The sequence below is a fragment of the Sinorhizobium terangae genome, from assembly GCF_009601505.1.
Classification (GTDB): domain Bacteria; phylum Pseudomonadota; class Alphaproteobacteria; order Rhizobiales; family Rhizobiaceae; genus Sinorhizobium; species Sinorhizobium terangae.
In genome coordinates, this window is record NZ_WITC01000015.1 from 47552 (window position 1) to 66607 (window position 19056).

20 protein-coding genes are annotated in these 19056 nt (G+C 60.1%); 13 read left to right on the forward strand and 7 right to left on the reverse strand.

Translation table 11 applies throughout. The features are described from left to right. The first annotated feature begins 250 nt into the window (after positions 1-250). Both GHK62_RS01620 and GHK62_RS01625 read left to right on the forward strand, forming a co-directional pair. On the forward strand, positions 251-1903 hold the full coding sequence (locus GHK62_RS01620; RefSeq protein ID WP_153436609.1) for an acyl-CoA dehydrogenase family protein: 1653 nt from the start codon (positions 251-253) through the stop codon (positions 1901-1903). Between the two features lie 85 nt (positions 1904-1988). Further along, positions 1989-2879 (forward strand): calcium-binding protein, encoded by an 891-nt coding sequence (locus GHK62_RS01625; RefSeq protein ID WP_153436610.1) that lies wholly within the window; start codon positions 1989-1991, stop codon positions 2877-2879. 56 nt (positions 2880-2935) lie between these two features. Here GHK62_RS01625 and GHK62_RS01630 read toward each other — a convergent pair whose 3' ends face one another. Continuing rightward, a complete protein-coding gene (locus GHK62_RS01630; protein ID WP_153436611.1) occupies positions 2936-3754 on the reverse strand; it encodes a hypothetical protein in 819 nt (272 codons plus the stop codon). A 402-nt stretch (positions 3755-4156) separates the two neighbouring features. On the opposite strand from GHK62_RS01630, the gene GHK62_RS01635 reads away from it, so the two are divergent. Together GHK62_RS01635 and GHK62_RS01640 are read left to right on the forward strand one after the other, a co-directional pair. Further along, complete coding sequence (locus GHK62_RS01635) at positions 4157-4300, forward strand: hypothetical protein (protein ID WP_153436612.1); 144 nt, start codon at positions 4157-4159, stop codon at positions 4298-4300. Then, positions 4297-4635 (forward strand): DUF6105 family protein, encoded by a 339-nt coding sequence (locus GHK62_RS01640; protein ID WP_153436613.1) that lies wholly within the window; start codon positions 4297-4299, stop codon positions 4633-4635. The genes GHK62_RS01635 and GHK62_RS01640 overlap by 4 nt, the downstream gene beginning before the upstream one ends. On the opposite strand, the gene ruvX is transcribed toward GHK62_RS01640, so the two are convergent. Beyond that, positions 4584-5066 (reverse strand): Holliday junction resolvase RuvX, encoded by a 483-nt coding sequence (ruvX, locus tag GHK62_RS01645; protein WP_153436614.1) that lies wholly within the window; start codon positions 5064-5066, stop codon positions 4584-4586. The two genes, GHK62_RS01640 and ruvX, sit on opposite strands and share 52 nt — an antisense overlap. 152 nt (positions 5067-5218) lie before the next feature. Here ruvX and GHK62_RS01650 point away from each other — a divergent pair, with 152 nt between their 5' ends. The 3 genes from GHK62_RS01650 to gatA all read left to right on the forward strand — a co-directional run bounded on the left by GHK62_RS01650 (position 5219) and on the right by gatA (position 7846). After that, positions 5219-5923 carry a metal-dependent hydrolase gene (locus tag GHK62_RS01650; protein ID WP_153436615.1) on the forward strand — a complete coding sequence of 235 codons (705 nt, stop codon included), beginning with the start codon at positions 5219-5221 and terminating at the stop codon, positions 5921-5923. 104 nt (positions 5924-6027) lie between these two features. Continuing rightward, positions 6028-6315: an Asp-tRNA(Asn)/Glu-tRNA(Gln) amidotransferase subunit GatC gene (gatC, locus tag GHK62_RS01655; protein ID WP_153436616.1), complete on the forward strand. Its 288-nt coding sequence runs from the start codon at positions 6028-6030 to the stop codon at positions 6313-6315. 49 nt (positions 6316-6364) lie between these two features. After that, positions 6365-7846 carry an Asp-tRNA(Asn)/Glu-tRNA(Gln) amidotransferase subunit GatA gene (gene gatA, locus GHK62_RS01660; protein WP_153436617.1) on the forward strand — a complete coding sequence of 494 codons (1482 nt, stop codon included), beginning with the start codon at positions 6365-6367 and terminating at the stop codon, positions 7844-7846. Between the two features lie 100 nt (positions 7847-7946). Here the strand turns inward: gatA and GHK62_RS01665 are convergent, their stop codons facing one another. After that, positions 7947-8441: a nucleoside deaminase gene (locus GHK62_RS01665; RefSeq protein WP_153436618.1), complete on the reverse strand. Its 495-nt coding sequence runs from the start codon at positions 8439-8441 to the stop codon at positions 7947-7949. A 462-nt stretch (positions 8442-8903) separates the two neighbouring features. Here GHK62_RS01665 and GHK62_RS01670 point away from each other — a divergent pair, with 462 nt between their 5' ends. After that, a complete protein-coding gene (locus GHK62_RS01670) occupies positions 8904-10349 on the forward strand; it encodes a GGDEF domain-containing protein (protein ID WP_153436619.1) in 1446 nt (481 codons plus the stop codon). Between the two features lie 69 nt (positions 10350-10418). On the opposite strand, the gene GHK62_RS01675 is transcribed toward GHK62_RS01670, so the two are convergent. After that, positions 10419-10673 carry a YjhX family toxin gene (locus GHK62_RS01675; protein WP_153436620.1) on the reverse strand — a complete coding sequence of 85 codons (255 nt, stop codon included), beginning with the start codon at positions 10671-10673 and terminating at the stop codon, positions 10419-10421. A 242-nt stretch (positions 10674-10915) separates the two neighbouring features. Beyond that, positions 10916-13003, reverse strand: coding sequence for a DUF3857 domain-containing transglutaminase family protein (locus GHK62_RS01680; protein ID WP_234886738.1), 2088 nt, complete (start codon positions 13001-13003; stop codon positions 10916-10918). Positions 13004-13229: 226 nt separating this feature from the next. Here GHK62_RS01680 and gatB point away from each other — a divergent pair, with 226 nt between their 5' ends. From gatB to GHK62_RS01705, 5 genes are all read left to right on the forward strand, one after another. Then, entirely contained in the window at positions 13230-14732 is a 1503-nt protein-coding gene (gene gatB, locus GHK62_RS01685) for an Asp-tRNA(Asn)/Glu-tRNA(Gln) amidotransferase subunit GatB (protein WP_153436621.1), read from the forward strand. Between the two features lie 2 nt (positions 14733-14734). Next, positions 14735-15229 carry a GNAT family N-acetyltransferase gene (locus GHK62_RS01690; protein WP_153436622.1) on the forward strand — a complete coding sequence of 165 codons (495 nt, stop codon included), beginning with the start codon at positions 14735-14737 and terminating at the stop codon, positions 15227-15229. A gap of 152 nt (positions 15230-15381) precedes the next feature. After that, complete coding sequence (locus GHK62_RS01695) at positions 15382-15846, forward strand: GNAT family N-acetyltransferase (protein ID WP_153436623.1); 465 nt, start codon at positions 15382-15384, stop codon at positions 15844-15846. Positions 15847-15954: 108 nt separating this feature from the next. Then, entirely contained in the window at positions 15955-16350 is a 396-nt protein-coding gene (locus GHK62_RS01700) for an NADH:ubiquinone oxidoreductase subunit NDUFA12 (protein WP_153436624.1), read from the forward strand. 212 nt (positions 16351-16562) lie between these two features. After that, positions 16563-17015: a DUF2155 domain-containing protein gene (locus tag GHK62_RS01705; RefSeq protein WP_153436625.1), complete on the forward strand. Its 453-nt coding sequence runs from the start codon at positions 16563-16565 to the stop codon at positions 17013-17015. A 73-nt stretch (positions 17016-17088) separates the two neighbouring features. Here GHK62_RS01705 and aat read toward each other — a convergent pair whose 3' ends face one another. Further along, positions 17089-17703: a leucyl/phenylalanyl-tRNA--protein transferase gene (gene aat / locus GHK62_RS01710; protein WP_153436626.1), complete on the reverse strand. Its 615-nt coding sequence runs from the start codon at positions 17701-17703 to the stop codon at positions 17089-17091. 9 nt (positions 17704-17712) lie between these two features. Then, on the reverse strand, positions 17713-19056 hold the full coding sequence (gene accC, locus GHK62_RS01715; protein WP_153436627.1) for an acetyl-CoA carboxylase biotin carboxylase subunit: 1344 nt from the start codon (positions 19054-19056) through the stop codon (positions 17713-17715).

Genomic DNA, 19056 nt, shown 5'->3' on the forward strand with positions numbered 1-19056 from the left:
AGCCGCCCTTGCACTCTCTACCGCATGTCTCCTTAAATCGACCTCGACTTAAAGAAAAAGACATGCAGCAATTCAATATGCTACAGCGACCTTTGCGCGTCGATGAGACGCGCGGCGCTGTAGATTGGCTCGCTCTATAAAGCGTGGTCAGGGGCCGGGCAAGCGGCGCACCACCCCTTCCGCAGAAAACTTGCGTCGGCTCCAGGGCGCGCCTGTTTCGCGCCTGCGAAACTTGCGCTAGAACCGGCCCATGAATCAGATGAACCGGACTGAACAGAAACTCGCCGAGCTGAACCAGCCAAAACCCTGGTCCGGTGTCAACGCCTATCGCTCCGATCCTCTCGTCGTCGACATCACGTCGAGCATGCCGAAGACGTTGCGTGACGAATTCGACGTGCTTGGACGTTACGTCACCTCGCCGGAAGCGCAGGAACTGGCGCGTATGGCCAATGAGGGCGTGCCGAAGCTGAAGACCCACGGCCCGCGCGGTGAGCGCCTTGATGTCGTCGAGTTCCATCCGGCCTGGCACGCGCTGATGCGCCGGTCGATGACGACGGGTCTGCATTCGTCCGCCTGGGAGAACCTGGCGGATGAAAGAGGCCGCTCGCACAAGGCGAGGGCGATCCGCTTCTACCTGACGGCGCAGCTCGAATGCGGCCATCTCTGCCCGCTGACGATGACGAGCGCGTCGGTTGCCGCCATCACCGCGTCTCCGGCGGTCCAGAAGGAATGGGCGCCGAAGATCCTCTCGCGCAAATATGATTCCTCCAACCGCCCATGGATGCAGAAGAGCGCCGTCACCATCGGCATGGGCATGACGGAGAAGCAGGGCGGCACCGATGTCCGGGCCAACACCTCAACCGCGGAGCGCGTGGGGGAGGGCATCTACCGTCTGAACGGCCACAAGTGGTTCATGTCCGCGCCGATGAGCGATGCTTTCGTGATGCTCGCCCAGACGCGCGACGGGCTCGGCTGCTTCCTGGTGCCGCGACTGCTCGAGGACGGTTCGGCGAACGGACTGCGCTTCCAGCGTCTGAAGGACAAACTCGGCAATCGCTCCAATGCTTCGTCAGAGGTGGAGTTTTCCGACACGTTCGGCTTCATCCTGGGAACGCCTGACGCCGGTATCCGTACGATCCTCGACATGGTGACATTGACGCGGCTCGACTGCGCGCTGGCTTCCGCCGGCATGATGCGCGCATCGCTCGCCGAAGCCGTTCACCACACCCGTGGCCGCAAGGTTTTTGGCAAGGCGCTGATCAGTCAGCCGATGATGACGCGGGTTCTGGCCGACATGGCGCTCGACGTCGCGGCGGCGAGCGCGCTGTCGTTCCGTCTGGCCGATGCCTTCGACAAGGCGCACGGCAGTGCCGAGGACGCCGCCTATGCCCGCATCATGACGCCGGTCGCGAAATACTGGTGCTGCAAGATCGCTCCCGGCTTGATCTACGAGTCGATGGAATGCCTCGGCGGCAACGGCTATGTCGAGGAGCGCGCGCTCGCCCGGCATTATCGCGAGGCGCCGGTCAACGCCATCTGGGAGGGATCCGGCAACGTCATGGCGCTCGACGTGCTGCGCGTGCTCGGGCGTCGCAAGGAGCTGTTCGAACAGCTCTTCGGTATCTTCAGCCGCGATCTCGGCCCCTCCGGTCGCAAGACGATCGACGTTCTGCGCGCGGCCATGTCGCTCTGCGAACGCGACGAAGGCGCGGCCCGCGTGCTGGTCGAGCAGCTTGCGCTCGCGGCAGCGGCCGCCGAACTCTACCGGCTCGGCGCGGGACGCATCGCCGACGCATTTCTGGAGTCGCGCCTGGCAGCCGGCTGGCGGTCGACTTACGGCATGCTCGATTCGCGCTTCGATTCCGCCTACGTGCTCGATCTGCTCTATCCGGCGGCGACGTAACCGCCCATTCAGTGGGTTCAAGCATCTCGGACGCCTGCGCGGAACGGGCGCGGCGGAGACATTCATAGGTGACCGATACGGCGTTGTGAGAAACGATACATTCCAGCTCGCTGGAAGCGAGAGTGGAACCGTCGGCGGCGTCAATAATAATTGGGACACCTTCATTGGCGGTGGCGGAACCGATCGAATCTACGTCGCCCCCAAGTCCGGTTACTCCTGGACCGCCATCATGATCGCCGACAACGGATTGGACAGCGTTGAAAGCATCGTGTTCAACATATCTGGCACGATTAAGCCCATCTACTTCGCCGGAGATGTCGACTTTTCCAGTGTCACGTCCATGACGGCCGGTGTGAAGATCTATGGCCGCGGCAATGACAACACGTTCACCGGCGGCAGCCTCGGCGAGTATGTCGAGGGCGATGGCGGCAACGACACGCTATATGGTAACGGCGGCAACGACACGTTGTATGGTGATACGACCACTGATAATCCTTGGGCGGTAAGCTACACCGCTGCAGGTAATGACTGGCTCTATGGTGGCGATGGTAATGACCAAGTAAATGGCCAGGGTGGAAACGATCAGCTATTCGGTGACGCCGGGGATGACGATTTGTACGGTGGAGCAGGCACAGACCAGCTTCGTGGTGGTCAAGGTAGCGACGAGTTGTATGGCGACGCTGGCGATGATCTTCTCGACGGCAGCGACGGTGGCAACGTTTTATGGGGTGGAAGTGGTATCGACACGTTCCAGTTCACATCTGCCGGTGATCAAAGCACGATTCAAGATTTCGAAATCGGCACGGAGAGATTGCGGTTCGATGTCGGCCTTGCTGATGATTTCAGCGACCTGACGATTGTTGACGATATAAATGGCAACGCGCACATCACCGTTGGTGATGTTGATATTACGCTGGTTGGGGTTGCGTCCTCGTCGATCAACAGTTCCTTCATCGACTTCGGCCTATACGCATAGTAGGATCTGCCCCACCGTAAAAAAAAAGACGGTGGGGCATGACTAAACGACACGCCTTAGATCTGCGCCACGTCTTTTTCGGTGTATGTACTCCGAACGCTTCCGTCTTCATTGTACGTCGCTAATGAGCCGTCCTCACCATAGCTGAGCATCTTTTGCCCGTTACTGTAGCGTAACTCAAAAGCTTCGATCTTCGCTTTGCCATCTCCATCATACGTGATCTTGAGGTCGCGGCCGAAAACTTCGGATAGGCGTGCTCTTGCTGCGGCAAGTCCGTCTTCGCCAATCTCCGACATTCTACGGTTCCCCTCATTGACCGTCTGAGCGTAATGAACCTCTTTCTGATACATCTTGTCGCTTGTGAAGTACTCTACTTCTCGATTGACTTTTGCCGCATCCTCGCCGTTAGCAATCCTGGTGGCACCCCACTCCGCATATTTAGCATTATATTCATCGCGAGGGAGCACGGTGCGATCCGGCTCGAGCCGGCGATTGTATTGCCCAAGACTCCACACCGCTTGCCTTACGAAGGCCTCGGCATTCTCCGCCGACGCTTTGATCGGCGTGAATGCGATGAGTGGATCATCATAGTTGAAACTGTTGACGACCGCTGCGCTCATCGCGCTCGTTGCGGCCGTGGAAATTTCTGAAGAGACCGAACCGCCGACTGCACGCGGAGCATCGGCGACCTTTTCCGAAGCCCTTGCCTTCGCTGCCGCCGAGACGACTGCATCCGTTGCCGCGCCACTGGTTGTTGTCCGACCGGAAACGATATCCAGAATGGCATCGGCCGCGTTGCCGGAAGCGTTCTGCGCGAAGGATGTGCTCTGGGCAAGAATTGTCAATGCAGCGGAATTCGCGGAAATTACCGTCATGGCGGTACCCATCTCTCGTCCCGGGAGGACCTTCATGGGGGGCCGGGATGCTCATGATGCAATCCGATATTCATTCCGGCTGCGTGCAGGTTCGTGGCACAACCATGCGGGGAAATTCCTTAAGGAAATGTAACCACGGCCTGCTCAGAATTGCTACCCGACACGGGAAATCCGGCAGACCCGCGTCGGGTGCTCTGCGGTTGTGGAAAGCCTGCGCTGATGTCCGCCGCCTCTGCACCCGGGGGCGACGCAGTGTTGCGTTGGTCTTCGCACCGCAAGCCACCGCTCGTCTGTGAATATTAACCTTAACAAATGGTTTACGTTGCGGGCGCGCCCCCAAGGGTGGAGATTGGCCGGGCAATTCGAGGAAATAGGGAACGGAGCGGTTCGGTGAGAACTGGCTTGCTGATCATCATGATGATGTTTTTCGCGGGGCTGCCGCTCGACATCGGGAGGCTCGCGGTGGCTCTTTTGCTGTTCGTGCTGGCCGAGCGAGCGCTCTATCCGCTGTTTTGCCGGCAGATCGTGGAAAGGGGGAGCGCATGAAGTGGCTCCTGATATTTTGGGCCGCCCCGGTCACGCTGCTGACCGGCTGGTACGGTCTTTCCTATTACGACATGAGCTTCGGCGTCTTCATGTTGACGCGTCAGGCGCATGACCTGGTTTTCGCGATCTATGGCCACGTGCTCGGAATACCGCCCGAAACCATCCCGCCGCTCGTCGCGCGGGCGATGGTCGTCGATAGCGCCATCGTATTTGCGCTCGTAGGGCTCAGGAAACGTCGCCAGATCGTCGCCTTGTACCGGCGACGTTTCGGCGCACAGGCCGCTCAATCGCGGGAGGCGTTCGCGAGCGATGCCAACCTGTCGAGCGCTCCCTGAAGAATGAAGGAGGCGGCGGCGGAGTCGATGCGCTCGGCCCGCTTCTTTCTGGATACGTCCATCTCGATCAGGACCCGCTCCGCCGCCACCGTCGAGAGCCGTTCGTCCCAGAGCACGAAGGGAATATCGGTTTTCTCTCCCATGTTCCTGACAAAGGCGCGCGTCGCCTGGCAGCGTGGTCCCTCGGTTCCGTCCATGTTGACGGGCAGGCCGATGACGAAGGCCGCGATCTTTTCCTTTGCTGCCACGGATAGAAGCGCTTCCGCGTCGACGCCGAACTTGACACGCCGGATCACGTCGCGCGGCGTCGCGAAGCGCCGACCGAGATCGGAGACCGACAGCCCGATCGTCTTGGTGCCAAGATCGAGGCCCGCAATCGCCCGGTTGGGCGGCAAGGACGCTGCCAGTTCTTCGATTGTAAGAATTGCCATGGGATTTCCCGATTCGATCTTTCCACTTGTGTCCTTTGATCCATATGCTTGTCCGACAGATAAATCATCAGAGCGGTCCGCCTAACCCTTTAAAAACGATCACGCATGTTCGGTCGCTTCGCTCAAACTTACCGTGACCCAAGGAGAACGTCATGAAGATCAAATGGCTCGGCCATTCCGCCTTCCACATCGAAACGGCGAAGGCCAAAATCCTGATCGATCCCTTCTTCACCGGGAACCCGGCATTTCGTGAAAGCGAGCGCAAGGCGGCGACCGCGGGGCTGACGCACATCCTGCTCACGCATGGCCATGGCGACCATGTCGGCGACACCGTCGCGATCGCCAAGGAAACCGGAGCCATGGTGGTGGGCAATTTCGACCTTTGCATGTGGCTCGGACGGCAGGGCGTCTCGAATATGGATCCGGGCAACACCGGCGGCACGATCCAGCTTGGCGCCTTCTCGGTAACTCTCGTCACCGCGCTTCATTCCTCGGCGCAGATCACCGAAGATGGCGTTTCCCATTCGCTCGGCAGCGCCGGCGGCCTGGTGCTTCACTTCGACGACGAGCCGACGCTCTATCATATGGGTGACACGGATATCTTCTCGGATATGGCGCTGGTCCACGAGCTGCACGAGCCCGACATCGGCATCGTGCCGATCGGCGACCGCTTCACCATGGGCGGCGCCGTAGCCTCTCTTGCCTGCCAACGCTATTTCAAGTTCAACACCGCCATCCCCTGCCATTATGGTTCGTTCCCGATCATCGACCAGACGCCGCAGACCTTCGTCGCCGGCATGGACGGTGCCTCGACGCTGGTTGCGACGCCTGAAGTCGGTGGCGTCGTCACTCTCTGATAAGCAAAGGCGGCTGGCGTGGGTGCGGTCGGCGACATTCGCCCGTTGCACGTTGCGCAACTCGTCTTTATAGCGGGGGAAAGTTTGAGATACCGGAGACGATCATGTCCGTAGACCTTGCCACCGTAAAGCGCGTCGCGCGCCTTGCCCGCATCGCCGTCAGCGAAGAGGAAGCCGAACGGATGATGGGCGAGCTCAATGGCATTCTCGGCTTCGTCGAGCAGCTTTCCGAGGTGAATGTCGACGGCGTCGAGCCGATGACCTCGGTCACGCCGATGAACATGAAGAAGCGCACCGACACCGTCGCCGACGGCGACAAGGCTGACGACATCGTTGCCAATGCACCGAATTCGGACCGCAACTTCTTCCTCGTCCCGAAGGTGGTCGAGTAAGAACCGCCTCACGCCCTGACGTTTCCGATTGCGAAAGCCCGATTGCACCATGACCGAACTTACAAGCCTCACGATCGCCGAAGCCCGCGAGAAGCTTTCCGCCAAGGAAATCACTGCGGTCGAATTGACGGATGCCTACATCGCCGCGATCGAGGCGGCCAATGACACGATCAACGCCTATGTTACCGTGACCCCGGAAAAGGCGCGCGAAATGGCCAAGGCTTCCGACGCTCGTATTGCCGCCGACAAGGCCGGTGCGTTGGAAGGCATTCCGCTCGGCATCAAGGATCTTTTCGGCACCGAAGGCATCCATACACAGGCCTGCAGCCACATTCTCGACGGCTTCAAGCCGCGCTACGAATCGACCGTCACCCAGAACCTTTGGGATGACGGCGCGGTCATGCTCGGCAAGCTCAACATGGACGAGTTCGCAATGGGCTCGTCCAACGAGACGTCCTACTACGGACCGGTCAAGAACCCGTGGCGCGCGAAGAATTCCAATCTGGACCTCGTGCCCGGCGGCTCCTCCGGCGGCTCGGCGGCGGCGGTCGCAGCCCACCTCTGCGCCGGTGCTACAGCGACCGACACGGGCGGTTCCATTCGCCAGCCGGCCGCCTTCACCGGCACCGTCGGCATCAAGCCGACCTATGGCCGCTGCTCGCGCTGGGGTGTCGTTGCCTTTGCCTCCTCGCTCGACCAGGCCGGCCCGATCGCGCGCGACGTGCGCGATGCGGCGATCCTCCTGAAGTCGATGGCCAGCATCGATCCGAAGGATACGACATCCGTCGATCTCCCGGTGCCGGATTATGAGGCGTCGATCGGCAAGTCGATCAAGGGCATGAAGATCGGTATCCCGAAGGAATACCGCGTCGACGGCATGCCCGAGGAAATCGAGACGCTCTGGCAGCAGGGCATTGCCTGGCTGAAGGATGCCGGTGCCGAGATCGTCGACATCTCGCTGCCGCATACGAAATACGCGCTGCCGGCCTATTACATCGTCGCGCCCGCCGAGGCGTCGTCGAACCTGGCGCGCTATGATGGTGTCCGCTACGGCCTGCGCGTCGACGGCAAGGACATCATCGACATGTACGAGAAGACGCGCGCCGCCGGCTTTGGCCAGGAGGTCAAGCGCCGCATCATGATCGGCACCTATGTGCTCTCCGCCGGCTATTACGACGCCTATTACCTGCGCGCGCAGAAAGTCCGGACGCTGATCAAGCGCGACTTCGAGCTCGTTTTCGATGCAGGCGTCGACGCGATCCTGACGCCGGCGACGCCGTCCTCGGCCTTCGGCATTGCGGACGAGGATCTCGCTGCCGATCCGGTGAAGATGTATCTGAACGACATCTTCACCGTGACGGTCAACATGGCGGGGCTGCCGGGCATCGCGGTGCCGGGCGGGCTTGATCGCAAGGGCCTTCCGCTCGGTCTGCAGCTTATCGGCAAGCCGTTCGAGGAGGAGACGCTGTTCAAGACGGCGCATGTCATCGAACAGGCCGCTGGCCGCTTCACACCGTCCAAGTGGTGGTAACGCCGGCTGCTGCATGTTTCCTTGAGGAACAAGGACATGCAGTAATTCAAAGTCCTGTAGCGCGCCTGAGGCGCGCTACAGGACAGTCCGTGCATTTCTGCTAACGGCGAGACCAGTATTCTTCGTGGAGTTTCGCCGCCTCTTCCGCAAGCATGGGGCCGACGACTTCCGTTGGACGCTGACCGGCGGCGAACACGACGTGGCAGGGGAGATCAAGCGTCGGATTTTCCTGGTTATCGCCTATCTGTCGTTTCATCTCTCTCTCGGACAGGCCAAACACAACGCGCCCTATGCCTGCCCAATAGATCGCGCCTGAGCACATGGCGCATGGCTCCGCGGATGTGTACATCGTGCATCCGGCAAGGAAATCCAAAGCATAGGCTTTGCCGGCGCGCGTGGCGAGAAGCCGCTCCGCGTGGGCGGTGCGGTCGCCACCTTCCGAACTGTAGCCATTGCACTGTTCCAGTAAAACATTGCCATCATGGTCGGCGAGAATTGAACCAAATGGGTGATCCCCGCGTTCGCGCGAACGCCGCGCTACATCGAAGGCCTTCCGCAAAAGTGACTCGTCATAAGATCGCTTGGTGCCTGCCATTTTGTGAGCTCCCGAGAACTATCGCAGTTCATTCACCATCTATGCATCCCGGTAACGAAGCGGGCAATTTGTGTTCTCCGCCAAGTAGAAAGCTGCCAGCCAGCGCCGGTTATCTGAAATTCCCCGATGAACAGGTATCAAAAGTCAACTTTGTTCCTTTATGAATTCGTCAGCAAGACCGATTCTTCGCCACCACAAGAACTGCCGCGAAAGGCCCTGGCTGTGATGCAGACTGGATCACGGCACTCGGGACCATCAGCTTCAGCCTTCCTCTGTCGGCCGCGCAACCATGTGGAGCGGTTCTACAGTCCCTCTTTCACGGATGCTGCCTTTCCCAGATTGCATAGCTCCTGGCGCCTTTATTCACACCTCGTTCACTACTCCTGAAATATTAGGGCCCATGAAATTACGTAGCGACGTGGAGGACGGTCGTTGCCGGCATTTAAGAATAGTATTGAACGATTGACGTTTGTTAAGTTCACCTTTCATCCGTTTTCGATTTTCTGCCTTGGACTGGTCGTTTTCAGCGCCTCGCTGCTCGGTATTTTCAGCCGCCCGGTGGGAATGCTGGCCTCTATCTGGCCCGCGAACGCGGTTTTGCTCGGCTTGATGCTGCGCAATCCGTCGCTGGCCTCGCCGGCGGGCTGGCTCTCGGCGGCAACTGGCTATGTGATGGCTGATCTCGTCACTGGATCCGGTCTTTGGTTGGCGATCGGGTTGAACGCCGCAAACCTGATTGGTGTCGGCCTTGGTTATACCCTCTTCATGCAGCTTCGCGAGGAGGATCGACGCCTGCGCCGACCGCTCTCCGTCCTCTACATGTTCGCTGTGGCAACGGCCGCTGGTGTTTGCGCTTCCGTGGTTGGGGCCTCTGCAAGCGTGCATTTTTTCGGTGAGCCCGCCTGGACTGCTTACCTTTCCTGGCTGACGACGGACCTTGTCAACTACACAATTGTGGTGCCGGTGTTCCAGACCATGCCGTCGCTTGTTCGCAGGTCGAGACGGAAGGCGTTTTCGAAGCGCGGCCGGGCCTTGTTGGCGAATCCCTTGCCTCTGATCCTGCTCGTGCTTTCCTGCGGTGCCGCTTTGATTGTCGGCGGTCCGGGCGCTATCGCCTTCCCGGTTCCCGCATTGATTTGGTGCGCGCTGAGCTATGGTCTCTTCGCGACCACGACACTGACGATGATCGTCAGTCTTTTAACGCAGATGGCGGTCGCCTCCGACGCCTTGCGTCTCGGCGTGAGCGGGGTTGCAGAAGCGACGCTGACATCGACCCGGCTCGGGATAACTCTGCTGGCCCTCGGGCCCTTGACGGTGGCGAGTGTCGACTCAGCGCGCCGCAGTCTGATCGCCCGTCTTTCGCATGCGGTCGACTACGATTTTCTGACGCAGTGTCTGGCGCGCGGGGCCTTCATGGCGCGGGCGAACAGCGTGATCGCGCAACTGGAGAAAAGCAACGAACCTGCCTACGCAATGATGATTGACATCGATCATTTCAAGGGCATCAACGACACCCATGGCCATGCCGTCGGGGACCGCGTCTTGCAGGTCGTGGCGCGGACCATCCGCGCCAACCTGCGGGCGGGCGATCTCTTTGGCCGGCTTGGCGGGGAGGAGTTCGCAATCGTGCTAGTGCGCCAGTCCCCCCAGGACGCAAGGGCGGTGGCCGAGCGCGTCTTGCATGCTGTGCGTTCCGTGACCGTCGATCTTGAGCATGGCGAGAGGCTCGACGTTACGGCCAGCATCGGTATCGCAACCTCGATGCCGCCGGAGATGGAACTGGCGCATCTGCTGTCTGAAGCCGACGCCGCTCTCTATGGCGCCAAGGCGGCGGGACGGGATCGCGTCGTCGGGCCGATTTCCGCCGCGGAAAAGAGGACTCCACGGGAGGAGATCGCCCGAATCTGAAGGCGCACGATGGCCTATATACGGAAGACCCGGAGGCTGCGACCTCCGGGTAGGCGCGGACCTCGATCGTCAGCGGTTGTTGAGTTCCGATCTGACGAGATAGAGGCCTCGCTCCGTGATGCGATAGGGCTTGCCGCCGGAGGACTTGATCGCCCTCTTGCGTTTGAGCTTTCGGAAAAGCTCGAGGTCCACGCCGGGATACACCCAGCCGTCACGTGTGAAGCAGCGGATTTCGGCGACTGCCTTGCCTTCGCGGATGATTTCAATGCGGCCGCCCTGGGCCAGATGATGGAGAATGCGCTGTTCCGCGCGCGAAATGTCCATGGTTTGAGAGTTCCGGAATGGCGTTCTCGAGAACGCAGGAAAACGTTCCGCAAATCCTGAGATGAGCGGGGTTCACGTTTCCGGCCCGTGCGCGCAAGTCGTGGTGACTGCGGGCAGGGCCCTTACCGGGACTCAGACTGAAAGAACATCAAGACTCCATTCGGACGCCGGATTTCTAGAAGACGAAAGTGCTAACGTCAAGGTTGCAAAGAGGGAGGCGGAGTCATCGCCTGGACAGGCGACTACGGTAAAAGAAGAACAGCGGTCCTGATGGCCCGAAGGAAGTCGATACTGAGCGTCGACACATCGTCGCTGCTTGCCGCAGCGGTGTCGGCATAGGTGAAGTCATAGTACCATTCCGACTTGCGGTCGCTGTCGGCAACGGCTTGGAGATAGGCGCTAATCGCTTCAGCGGGCACGCGTTCTTCCAGTGTTCGAAAGCTCCATTCCAGTTCGAGACCAGTCGGAAGGGGCGACCCCCTCAGTTTGAGTGAGAAGTGCGGGTTCTCGACGTCCGGCCTTTCCGGCGGGGAGAATTGGGACTTGAGGTTGGTCACGGTGACCTTGTGGCTCTTGTAGACCGGAGATCCAAGCGCGATCGGTCCGGTACGTCCAACCGCGGTCGGTGCCGGCATGCCGCCGATGCCGATATCTGCCCGCAACGGAAAATTCTTGGCGAGGTCATTGGCGAGGAGAGCCTCGGAGGGAAGTTCGTAAGCCTCCTTTGTCGTCAGAACATTGAGGTCACGGTCATCTGCGGTTTCGAGCATCGCCGTGCTTTTGATGCCCGGATACTGCCGGCTGTAGTATTGAATGTAGTCGTCGGCGAGCTTGGCTTTCGATGCATGTGCAAGCCTGCGGCGCATCCGATCGGCATCAGCGTTGCGGTAGATCGTGTTTACGGTGAGCACCAAGGGTTCGCCATCGCGCCTCGGGAACGCAAACCGTTCCGCGACCGACTGGGTCGGCTCCAACAGTTCCTTCACCGGAAGTTTCTCGATCGCGGCTCCAGAAGCAACCAGCGGCAATGCAAAGCCATAATCGGGCGGAACAATGTTCGCCGCGCGTCCGCCCTGCAGGTAGTCGGTCGCGTCGAGCCACCAGACCCGTTCGCCTATCTTCGCTTTGACGATCACATGGTCGAAAGCCTGAAGCCCAGGAACGGCATGTTCAAGCGCCCTGCCTTCATCGATGTCAGTGAGAGCCGCCTCGGCTTCGATACCCAGCCGCCGCAAGGCTGAAACGAGGAGCAGCGCTTTGTCCTTGCAATCGCCGAAGCCGCTGGCCAGTACCGCTTCAGGATGGCGTGGCACATATGAGCCCGCTCCCATCGACAGGCTGACATAGCGGATCTCGTCCTGGACTAGTCGCAATGCGGCGATGAGGCGATCCTCGCGTGCACCATGGCGGGCTTCGATTTCAGCGAGCTTGGCCTCGAAATCGGCTGGAAAGCTCTCCGTCGGTTGATAGAAAGGAAGGACGGCATCTACGACGGGCTGCCAGTCGAACTCTGAGGATATTTCAGCGAAGCCGAAATTAGGATAGTCGACCGGCAGATTGTCCTGGGGTTTCACTGGCGCAGGATTGGCCGTTTCCCATAGATAGGACGTTTCGCCCCCGGACTGTGTGACCCTTGGCTTCAGCCCTGTCCTGACCGCGCGTATGTTGAGCGGCTTTTCTGTCGGCCAGATGATCCGTTCCCTTGTGAGGGCGACGGGCTCGCCCCATTCAGCCTGGAAGCGAGTGTACAGCAGATCCTTCGCCACCGTCGGGGTGACGTCATAGGTTGTGGAATAGTCCACGATATCGCCGACGCGCACATCGCTGAGATCGACATGCGCCGTGAGGCGGCCGTCAAAAATACCTCTTTCGGAATCCGTCTCCCGGCGAAATATCTCGAACTTAGCGTCACCGAGCTTGTCGATGACAACTCCGTCTCTGATGATCATTAGCCGGTTGAAGGACAGCCTCTCGCGCGAAGGATCGAATTCTATGTCCAGCCTTGCTCCGCTTTCCAGACCGGCCCGGTCGGTCACTTTATAAACCAGGCGCCCGAATATCGCGTACCCGCCGTTTCTATGCCGAATCTGCGTATCCGTCAGGAGGAAAGCGATGCCATTCCTGATCTCGGCGCTGCGTGCCGGATCGAGTTCAGGAATGCCGACGATTTCCACCCAATTTTCGGCTGGCGTCTTGCGCACTTGTTCGTCCGCCCTGGCCGTAAAACCCGACCCCAGCAGCATCAAGACGAGAGCAAGAAGAAAAACGAACGAGCTGCGACGCTCCATCAACCGGACCCTTCTATTGAGCCGCTGCGCTCGTTCGGTCATGGAACGGCCACCAATCGATTGGTCCAGGCTGATATGTCAATTCAGAATAGGTAGCGGCAGGATTTTCTAGAAGATAGCCGTACGAACGTCAAGGTTGCGTAGGTCGGGTGTGCTGTATCGATGCGAGCGTGCCGCCGGGGTGCGAGGCACCTCACAAGCCTTGCACCGGAGGTGCAATTGCTCTACCGAGAAAGCTCGAAATTCAGGCTTCAAAGAAGAGCATGACATGAGCATTGTCGACGTCCGCACTCCCGATCCGAAACGCTTCATCCCTGGCGCCACCGGCGACTGGGAAGTCATCATCGGCATGGAGGTCCATGCCCAGGTGCTCAGCAATTCGAAGCTGTTTTCGGGAGCGTCGACGGAGTTCGGCAATGCGCCCAATGCCAATGTCTCGCTCGTCGACGCCGCGATGCCGGGCATGCTGCCGGTCATCAACGAAGAGTGCGTCAAGCAGGCGGTTCGCACCGGTCTCGGCCTCAAGGCCAAGATCAACAATCGCTCGATCTTCGACCGGAAGAACTATTTCTATCCGGACCTGCCGCAGGGCTACCAGATCTCGCAGTACAAGGATCCGATCGTCGGCGAGGGCAAGATCATCATTTCCATCGGGCCCGACCGCCAGGGCCAGTTCGAGGATGTCGAGATCGGCATCGAACGCCTGCATCTGGAGCAGGATGCCGGAAAATCGATGCACGACCAGCATCCGTCGATGTCCTATGTCGATCTCAACCGCTCGGGCGTCGCGCTGATGGAAATCGTCTCGAAGCCGGACATGCGCTCGTCGGACGAGGCGAAGGCGTATCTCACCAAGCTGCGTTCGATCGTACGATATCTCGGCACTTGCGACGGCAACATGGACGAAGGCTCGATGCGGGCCGACGTCAACGTTTCCGTTCGCCGCCCCGGCGAAGCGTTCGGAACGCGCTGCGAAATCAAGAACGTCAACTCGATCCGCTTCGTCGGTCAGGCGATCGAATACGAGGCGCGCCGCCAGATCGCCATTCTGGAAGACGGCGGCACGATCGATCAGGAAACTCGGCTCTTCGACGCGAACAAGGGCGAGACGCGCTCCATGCGCTCGAAGGAAGAGGCGCACGACTATCGCTATTTTCCCGACCCGGACCTGCTGCCGCTCGAATTTGACGACGCCTTCGTCGAGGCCCTGAAAGCCGATCTTCCGGAGCTCCCGGACGACAAGAAGGAGCGCTTCATCCGCGATATGGGCCTTTCCGTCTACGATGCCTCGGTTCTCGTTTCGGAGAAGGCGATCGCCGACTATTTCGAGGCCGTAGCCGAAGGTCGCGATGGCAAGATGGCTGCGAACTGGGTCATCAATGACCTGTTGGGGGCCTTGAACAAAGCCGGCAAAACCATTGAAGAGACTCCGGTTTCTCCCGCTCAACTCGGCGGCATCATCGACCTCATCAAAGCCGAGACCATCTCCGGCAAGATCGCCAAGGACCTCTTCGAAATCATTTGGAACGAGGGCGGCGATCCGGCGGAAATCGTCGAGACGCGCGGCATGAAGCAGGTCACCGATACCGGCGCGATCGAGAAGGCGGTTGATGAAATCATTGCCGCCAATCCGGACCAGGTGGAAAAGGCCAAGGCAAAGCCTTCACTTGCGGGCTGGTTTGTCGGCCAGGTGATGAAGGCGACCGGCGGCAAGGCCAATCCGCAAGCCGTCCAAGCCCTCGTCAAGGCCAAGCTCGGCATCGAGGAGTAACGATGTTCTTCGTCCGCACGGCCAGTGAGCGCGACCTGGAGAAGGTCCGTGCCTTGCTGGCCGAGACGTGGCACGCGACCTACGACGCGTTTTACGGCGCCGACAAGGTTAATGAGCTCACCGCCAGATGGCATTCGGTTGACGCCCTGCGAAAGCGCCTCCAACGGAAGAACGCGGAATTCGTCGTTGCCGACAACGGCAGCGAGCTTGCCGGCATGGGCTATGCGGCGATGTCGGAGACGCTGGCGAAGACCGTCGTCCTTCACCAGCTCTACGTCCTTCCGCAATATCAAAGGCAGGGCATCGGCCGCGATATGTTCGCCGAACTCGAAACCTGTTTTCCCGACGCGGAGCGCATGCGGTTGGAAGTCGAGCCGCAGAACCTTCACGCATTGGCGTTCTATCGGGCGCATGGTTTTGCCGAAGTCGGGAAGACACCGAACTGCGGAGACGAGCAATCGGGCGTGCCGGCGCTGATCCTTGAGAAGAGGCTTTAGGTCATTGGGTTTACGCATGTCGTTGTCCCAAAACCGCTGTACACTTTTGGGCGACATGCATTAGCTCGCAATCAATGCACGCCGATTGTCATCAAACTGTTGCCTCCTGCTGATTGTTGCGCGGCAGGATGACGATCACAGGAAAACCGGAAATGACGATCGACCTTGAAATCCGAGAAGCCGAGCGCGGCGACTTGCCGGCGATCATTGCCCTTTTTGCGAACGACCGGCTGGGCGGGCACGGCGACACGGCCGAGCCGGAAGCCTTCGGTGACTATCTTGCCGCATTCGAAGAGATCAGTCGATCACCGCATCAGACGCTCTATGTGGCCCATCTCGGTGGCGAGGTCGTGGGCACGTTTCAGATTGCGCTTCTGACATCGCTTCCCGGCCGCGGCAGCTCGAGCTTGATGATCGAGGCTGTACAAACGCGCGAAGACATGCGTGGCCGCGGCATCGGCGAACATATGGTTCGTCACGCGATTGCGGAGGCGCGGGCGCGGGGAGCGGCGAAGGTCCAACTGACTTCCAATGCCGTGCGCGTCGATGCGCATCGCTTCTACGAGCGCCTTGGATTCGAGCGCAGTCATCTCGGCTTCAAGATGCGGGTGAAATGACTGGCGGCAAAGCGGAATCACTGGACAAGGCAGGAGTGGCGGGGCATAAGCGGGTGCATGATATTGATGTCCGGCTACCTTCCCAACGGCCGGTGAAGGAAGACACCCATGAAGCTTCTGCTGCAGATTTTCACTTGGTGGAACGAACAGACGATCGGTACCCGTTTTCATACCTGGCGCTTTGGCAAGCGCGTGGGCGAGGACGAGTTCGGCAACGTCTACTATCAGGGCGGCACGGATTCGGAAGGTCGTACGCGGCGCTGGGTGATCTATAACGGGCCTGCCGAGGCTTCCGCCATTCCGCCGGGCTGGCACGGCTGGATGCACCACCGCACAGACGTTTCCCCCGCCGACGAGAAATACGTCCCGAGGGAATGGCAGAAGCCGCACCGTGCAAACGCGACTGGCACGGCGCAGGCCTATCGCCCGAAGGGATCGATCGTGGGCGCGGGCGAGCGCCCACGCGTGACCGGCGACTACGACGCCTGGACGCCGCGCTCCTGAGTTGCGGTTTCATCCGCGCAAGATGTGAACGAATCCCCTCGATCACGGCGCAGCCACAATTCGGGTTTAGCGCCTGAACCTGGAGCAGTTCCGGGCAAGGGAATCGGTTCGCCATCCGGAAAAGCGGAAAGCAAGGAGTTCGAGTTGGTGCACGTTTCAATCGGAAACGAGCCGCTCCAGGGACGAATATTAAGCGCGGGGGACTGACGGAAATGGCAGGTTTCTGTCTGCAGAATTGGATCGGCCTGGCGGCCCGTCGAGCGGGCTTTGCGCTCCTGATGGCGCTGCCGTTGATGTCGTCCACCGATATCGCGCGCGCAACCCGTCTTTCCAATTCCGTCGCGGTTTTTTCCGGCATCGACAAGATCACCGGCCGCATCACCACGTTCGACGTCTATATCGGCGAGACTGTGCAGTTCGGCGCGCTGCAGGTTACTCCACGCGTCTGCTACAGCCGCGACGACACCGAGGCACCGAAGACGACGACCTTCGTTGAGGTCGACGAGATCACGCTCGATCGCAAGATCCGGCGCATCTTCACCGGCTGGATGTTCGCCGACAGCCCGGGCCTGAATGCGGTTGAGCACCCCGTCTATGACGTCTGGCTGCAATCCTGCAAGGCGACTTCCGACGTGCCGCCGCCGGACACGGCAGCGAAGCAATAGTCCTTAAGCGGCATCGCTAAGCGCCGCGCTCATCAGACGGGCAGGGGGACCGCTACCGCCGTAGGTGGCGCGGTTAAAATGTCAGGTCCGGCGAGGCCATCGCTTTCGCCAGCAAAACCTCGTATTCGGCTTTGGGCACATCGATTGCACCGAAGGATTTCAGATGCTCGGTTGTGAACTGGGTGTCGAGGAGTTGAAATCCCTTCGCCCGCAGCCGTTCGACAAGGTGGACGAGGCAGATCTTCGAGGCATCGCTCCGCAACGAGAACATGCTCTCGCCGAAGAAGGCCGCGCCGAGCGAGACGCCATAGAGGCCGCCGACAAGAGCGTTATCCTGCCACGCTTCGACGCTGTGCGCGTAGCCCATTCGGTGCAGTGCCGCATAGAGCGAGCGGATCTTTTCGTTGATCCAGGTCGTTGGCCGGTCCGGCGCGGGCCTTGCGCATCCGTCGATCACCGCTTCGAAAGCGGTGTTGTAGCGGATCTCGAACGGGCGCCTGCGGATGGTCTTCGCCAGGCTCCGTGAAATGTGGAAGGCGTCGAGCGGGATGATTCCGCGTATTTCCGGCTCCACCCAGAAGAGTTCCGGATCGTCGGCCGAGTCGGCCATCGGGAAGAGGCCGATCGAATAGGCGCGCAACAACATGTCCGGCGTTATGTCCGGTTGTTTGCTGCGCGTCCCTTTCAATTCTTTGTCCTATGCGGATGTTGCGGCTAGATGATGCTCCAGCCAGTGGATGTCATAATCACCGTTGGCGATGTCCTGATTATTGATCAAGTCCTGGAACAGCGGCAAGGTCGTCTTGATGCCGTCGATGACGAACTCATCAAGCACGCGGCGAAGCCGCATCATGCACTCGACGCGGGTCCGGCCGTGGACGATCAGCTTGCCGATCAGGCTGTCGTAATAGGGCGGGATGCGGTAGCCCTGATAGGCGCCGCTATCGACACGCACGCCGAGGCCGCCCGGCGCATGGAAATGCGTGATCGTGCCCGGGGAGGGAACAAAGGTGCGCGGGTCTTCCGCATTGATGCGGCATTCGATGGCGTGGCCTGAGAAGACGACGTCTTCCTGCTTGACAGAAAGACCGGCGCCGGATGCGACGCGAATCTGCTCGTGCACAAGATCGATGCCGGTGATTGCCTCGGTAATCGGATGCTCCACCTGCAGGCGCGTGTTCATTTCGATGAAATAGAACTCGCCGTCCTCGTAGAGGAATTCGATCGTGCCGGCGCCCCGATATTTCATCTTCTTCATCGCGTCGGCACAGATCTGGCCGATCTTCATGCGCTGGTCGACGTTCAAGGCAGGGGAGTTGGCTTCTTCCCAGACCTTCTGGTGACGGCGCTGCAGCGAGCAGTCGCGCTCGCCGAGATGGATCGCATTGCCCTCGCCGTCGCCGACGATCTGGACTTCGATATGGCGTGGCTTGCCGAGGAACTTTTCCATGTAGACGGCGTCATTGCCGAACGCTGCTGCCGCTTCGGCGCGCGCCGTCGCGACGGCATGCTCAAGATCGGCTTCGGTCCTTGCGACCTTCATGCCGCGCCCGCCGCCACCGGCCGTCGCTTTGATGAGAACGGGGAAGCCGATCTTGCGGGCAACCTCAAGGGCGTTCTCCGGCTTTACCTCGCCATCGGACCCGGGAACGACGGGAATGCCGAGCGCTTCCGCCGTCTTCTTGGCGGTGATCTTGTCACCCATCAGGCGGATGTGTTCTGCCGTCGGACCGATGAAGGTGATGTCGTGCGCGTCGAGGATGTCGGCGAACTTGGCATTTTCCGAGAGGAAGCCGTAGCCCGGATGCACGGCATCGGCCCCGGTGATTTCACAGGCGGCGACGATCTGATGGATGTTCAGATAGCTCTCGCGTGAGGGCGGCGGTCCGATGCAGACGCTTTCGTCCGCGAGACGAACATGCATTGCGTCGCTATCGGCCGTCGAATGTACGGCAACGGTTGCGATGCCGAGCTCCTTGCACGCGCGCAACACCCGCAGGGCGATTTCGCCGCGATTGGCAATGAGGATTTTCGAGATCAT

What these genes read in the sequence shown, in the direction of transcription:
- GHK62_RS01620 (WP_153436609.1), top strand. Translation starts at nt 251, where the DNA reads ATGAATCAGATGAACCGGACTGAACAGAAACTCGCCGAGCTGAACCAG.
- GHK62_RS01630 (WP_153436611.1), bottom strand. Translation starts at nt 3,754, where the DNA reads ATGACGGTAATTTCCGCGAATTCCGCTGCATTGACAATTCTTGCCCAG.
- GHK62_RS01640 (WP_153436613.1), top strand. Translation starts at nt 4,297, where the DNA reads ATGAAGTGGCTCCTGATATTTTGGGCCGCCCCGGTCACGCTGCTGACC.
- ruvX (WP_153436614.1), bottom strand. Translation starts at nt 5,066, where the DNA reads ATGGCAATTCTTACAATCGAAGAACTGGCAGCGTCCTTGCCGCCCAAC.
- GHK62_RS01650 (WP_153436615.1), top strand. Translation starts at nt 5,219, where the DNA reads ATGAAGATCAAATGGCTCGGCCATTCCGCCTTCCACATCGAAACGGCG.
- gatC (WP_153436616.1), top strand. Translation starts at nt 6,028, where the DNA reads ATGTCCGTAGACCTTGCCACCGTAAAGCGCGTCGCGCGCCTTGCCCGC.
- gatA (WP_153436617.1), top strand. Translation starts at nt 6,365, where the DNA reads ATGACCGAACTTACAAGCCTCACGATCGCCGAAGCCCGCGAGAAGCTT.
- GHK62_RS01665 (WP_153436618.1), bottom strand. Translation starts at nt 8,441, where the DNA reads ATGGCAGGCACCAAGCGATCTTATGACGAGTCACTTTTGCGGAAGGCC.
- GHK62_RS01675 (WP_153436620.1), bottom strand. Translation starts at nt 10,673, where the DNA reads ATGGACATTTCGCGCGCGGAACAGCGCATTCTCCATCATCTGGCCCAG.
- GHK62_RS01680 (WP_234886738.1), bottom strand. Translation starts at nt 13,003, where the DNA reads ATGACCGAACGAGCGCAGCGGCTCAATAGAAGGGTCCGGTTGATGGAG.
- gatB (WP_153436621.1), top strand. Translation starts at nt 13,230, where the DNA reads ATGAGCATTGTCGACGTCCGCACTCCCGATCCGAAACGCTTCATCCCT.
- GHK62_RS01690 (WP_153436622.1), top strand. Translation starts at nt 14,735, where the DNA reads ATGTTCTTCGTCCGCACGGCCAGTGAGCGCGACCTGGAGAAGGTCCGT.
- GHK62_RS01695 (WP_153436623.1), top strand. Translation starts at nt 15,382, where the DNA reads ATGACGATCGACCTTGAAATCCGAGAAGCCGAGCGCGGCGACTTGCCG.
- GHK62_RS01700 (WP_153436624.1), top strand. Translation starts at nt 15,955, where the DNA reads ATGAAGCTTCTGCTGCAGATTTTCACTTGGTGGAACGAACAGACGATC.
- GHK62_RS01705 (WP_153436625.1), top strand. Translation starts at nt 16,563, where the DNA reads ATGGCAGGTTTCTGTCTGCAGAATTGGATCGGCCTGGCGGCCCGTCGA.
- accC (WP_153436627.1), bottom strand. Translation starts at nt 19,056, where the DNA reads ATGATCTCGAAAATCCTCATTGCCAATCGCGGCGAAATCGCCCTGCGG.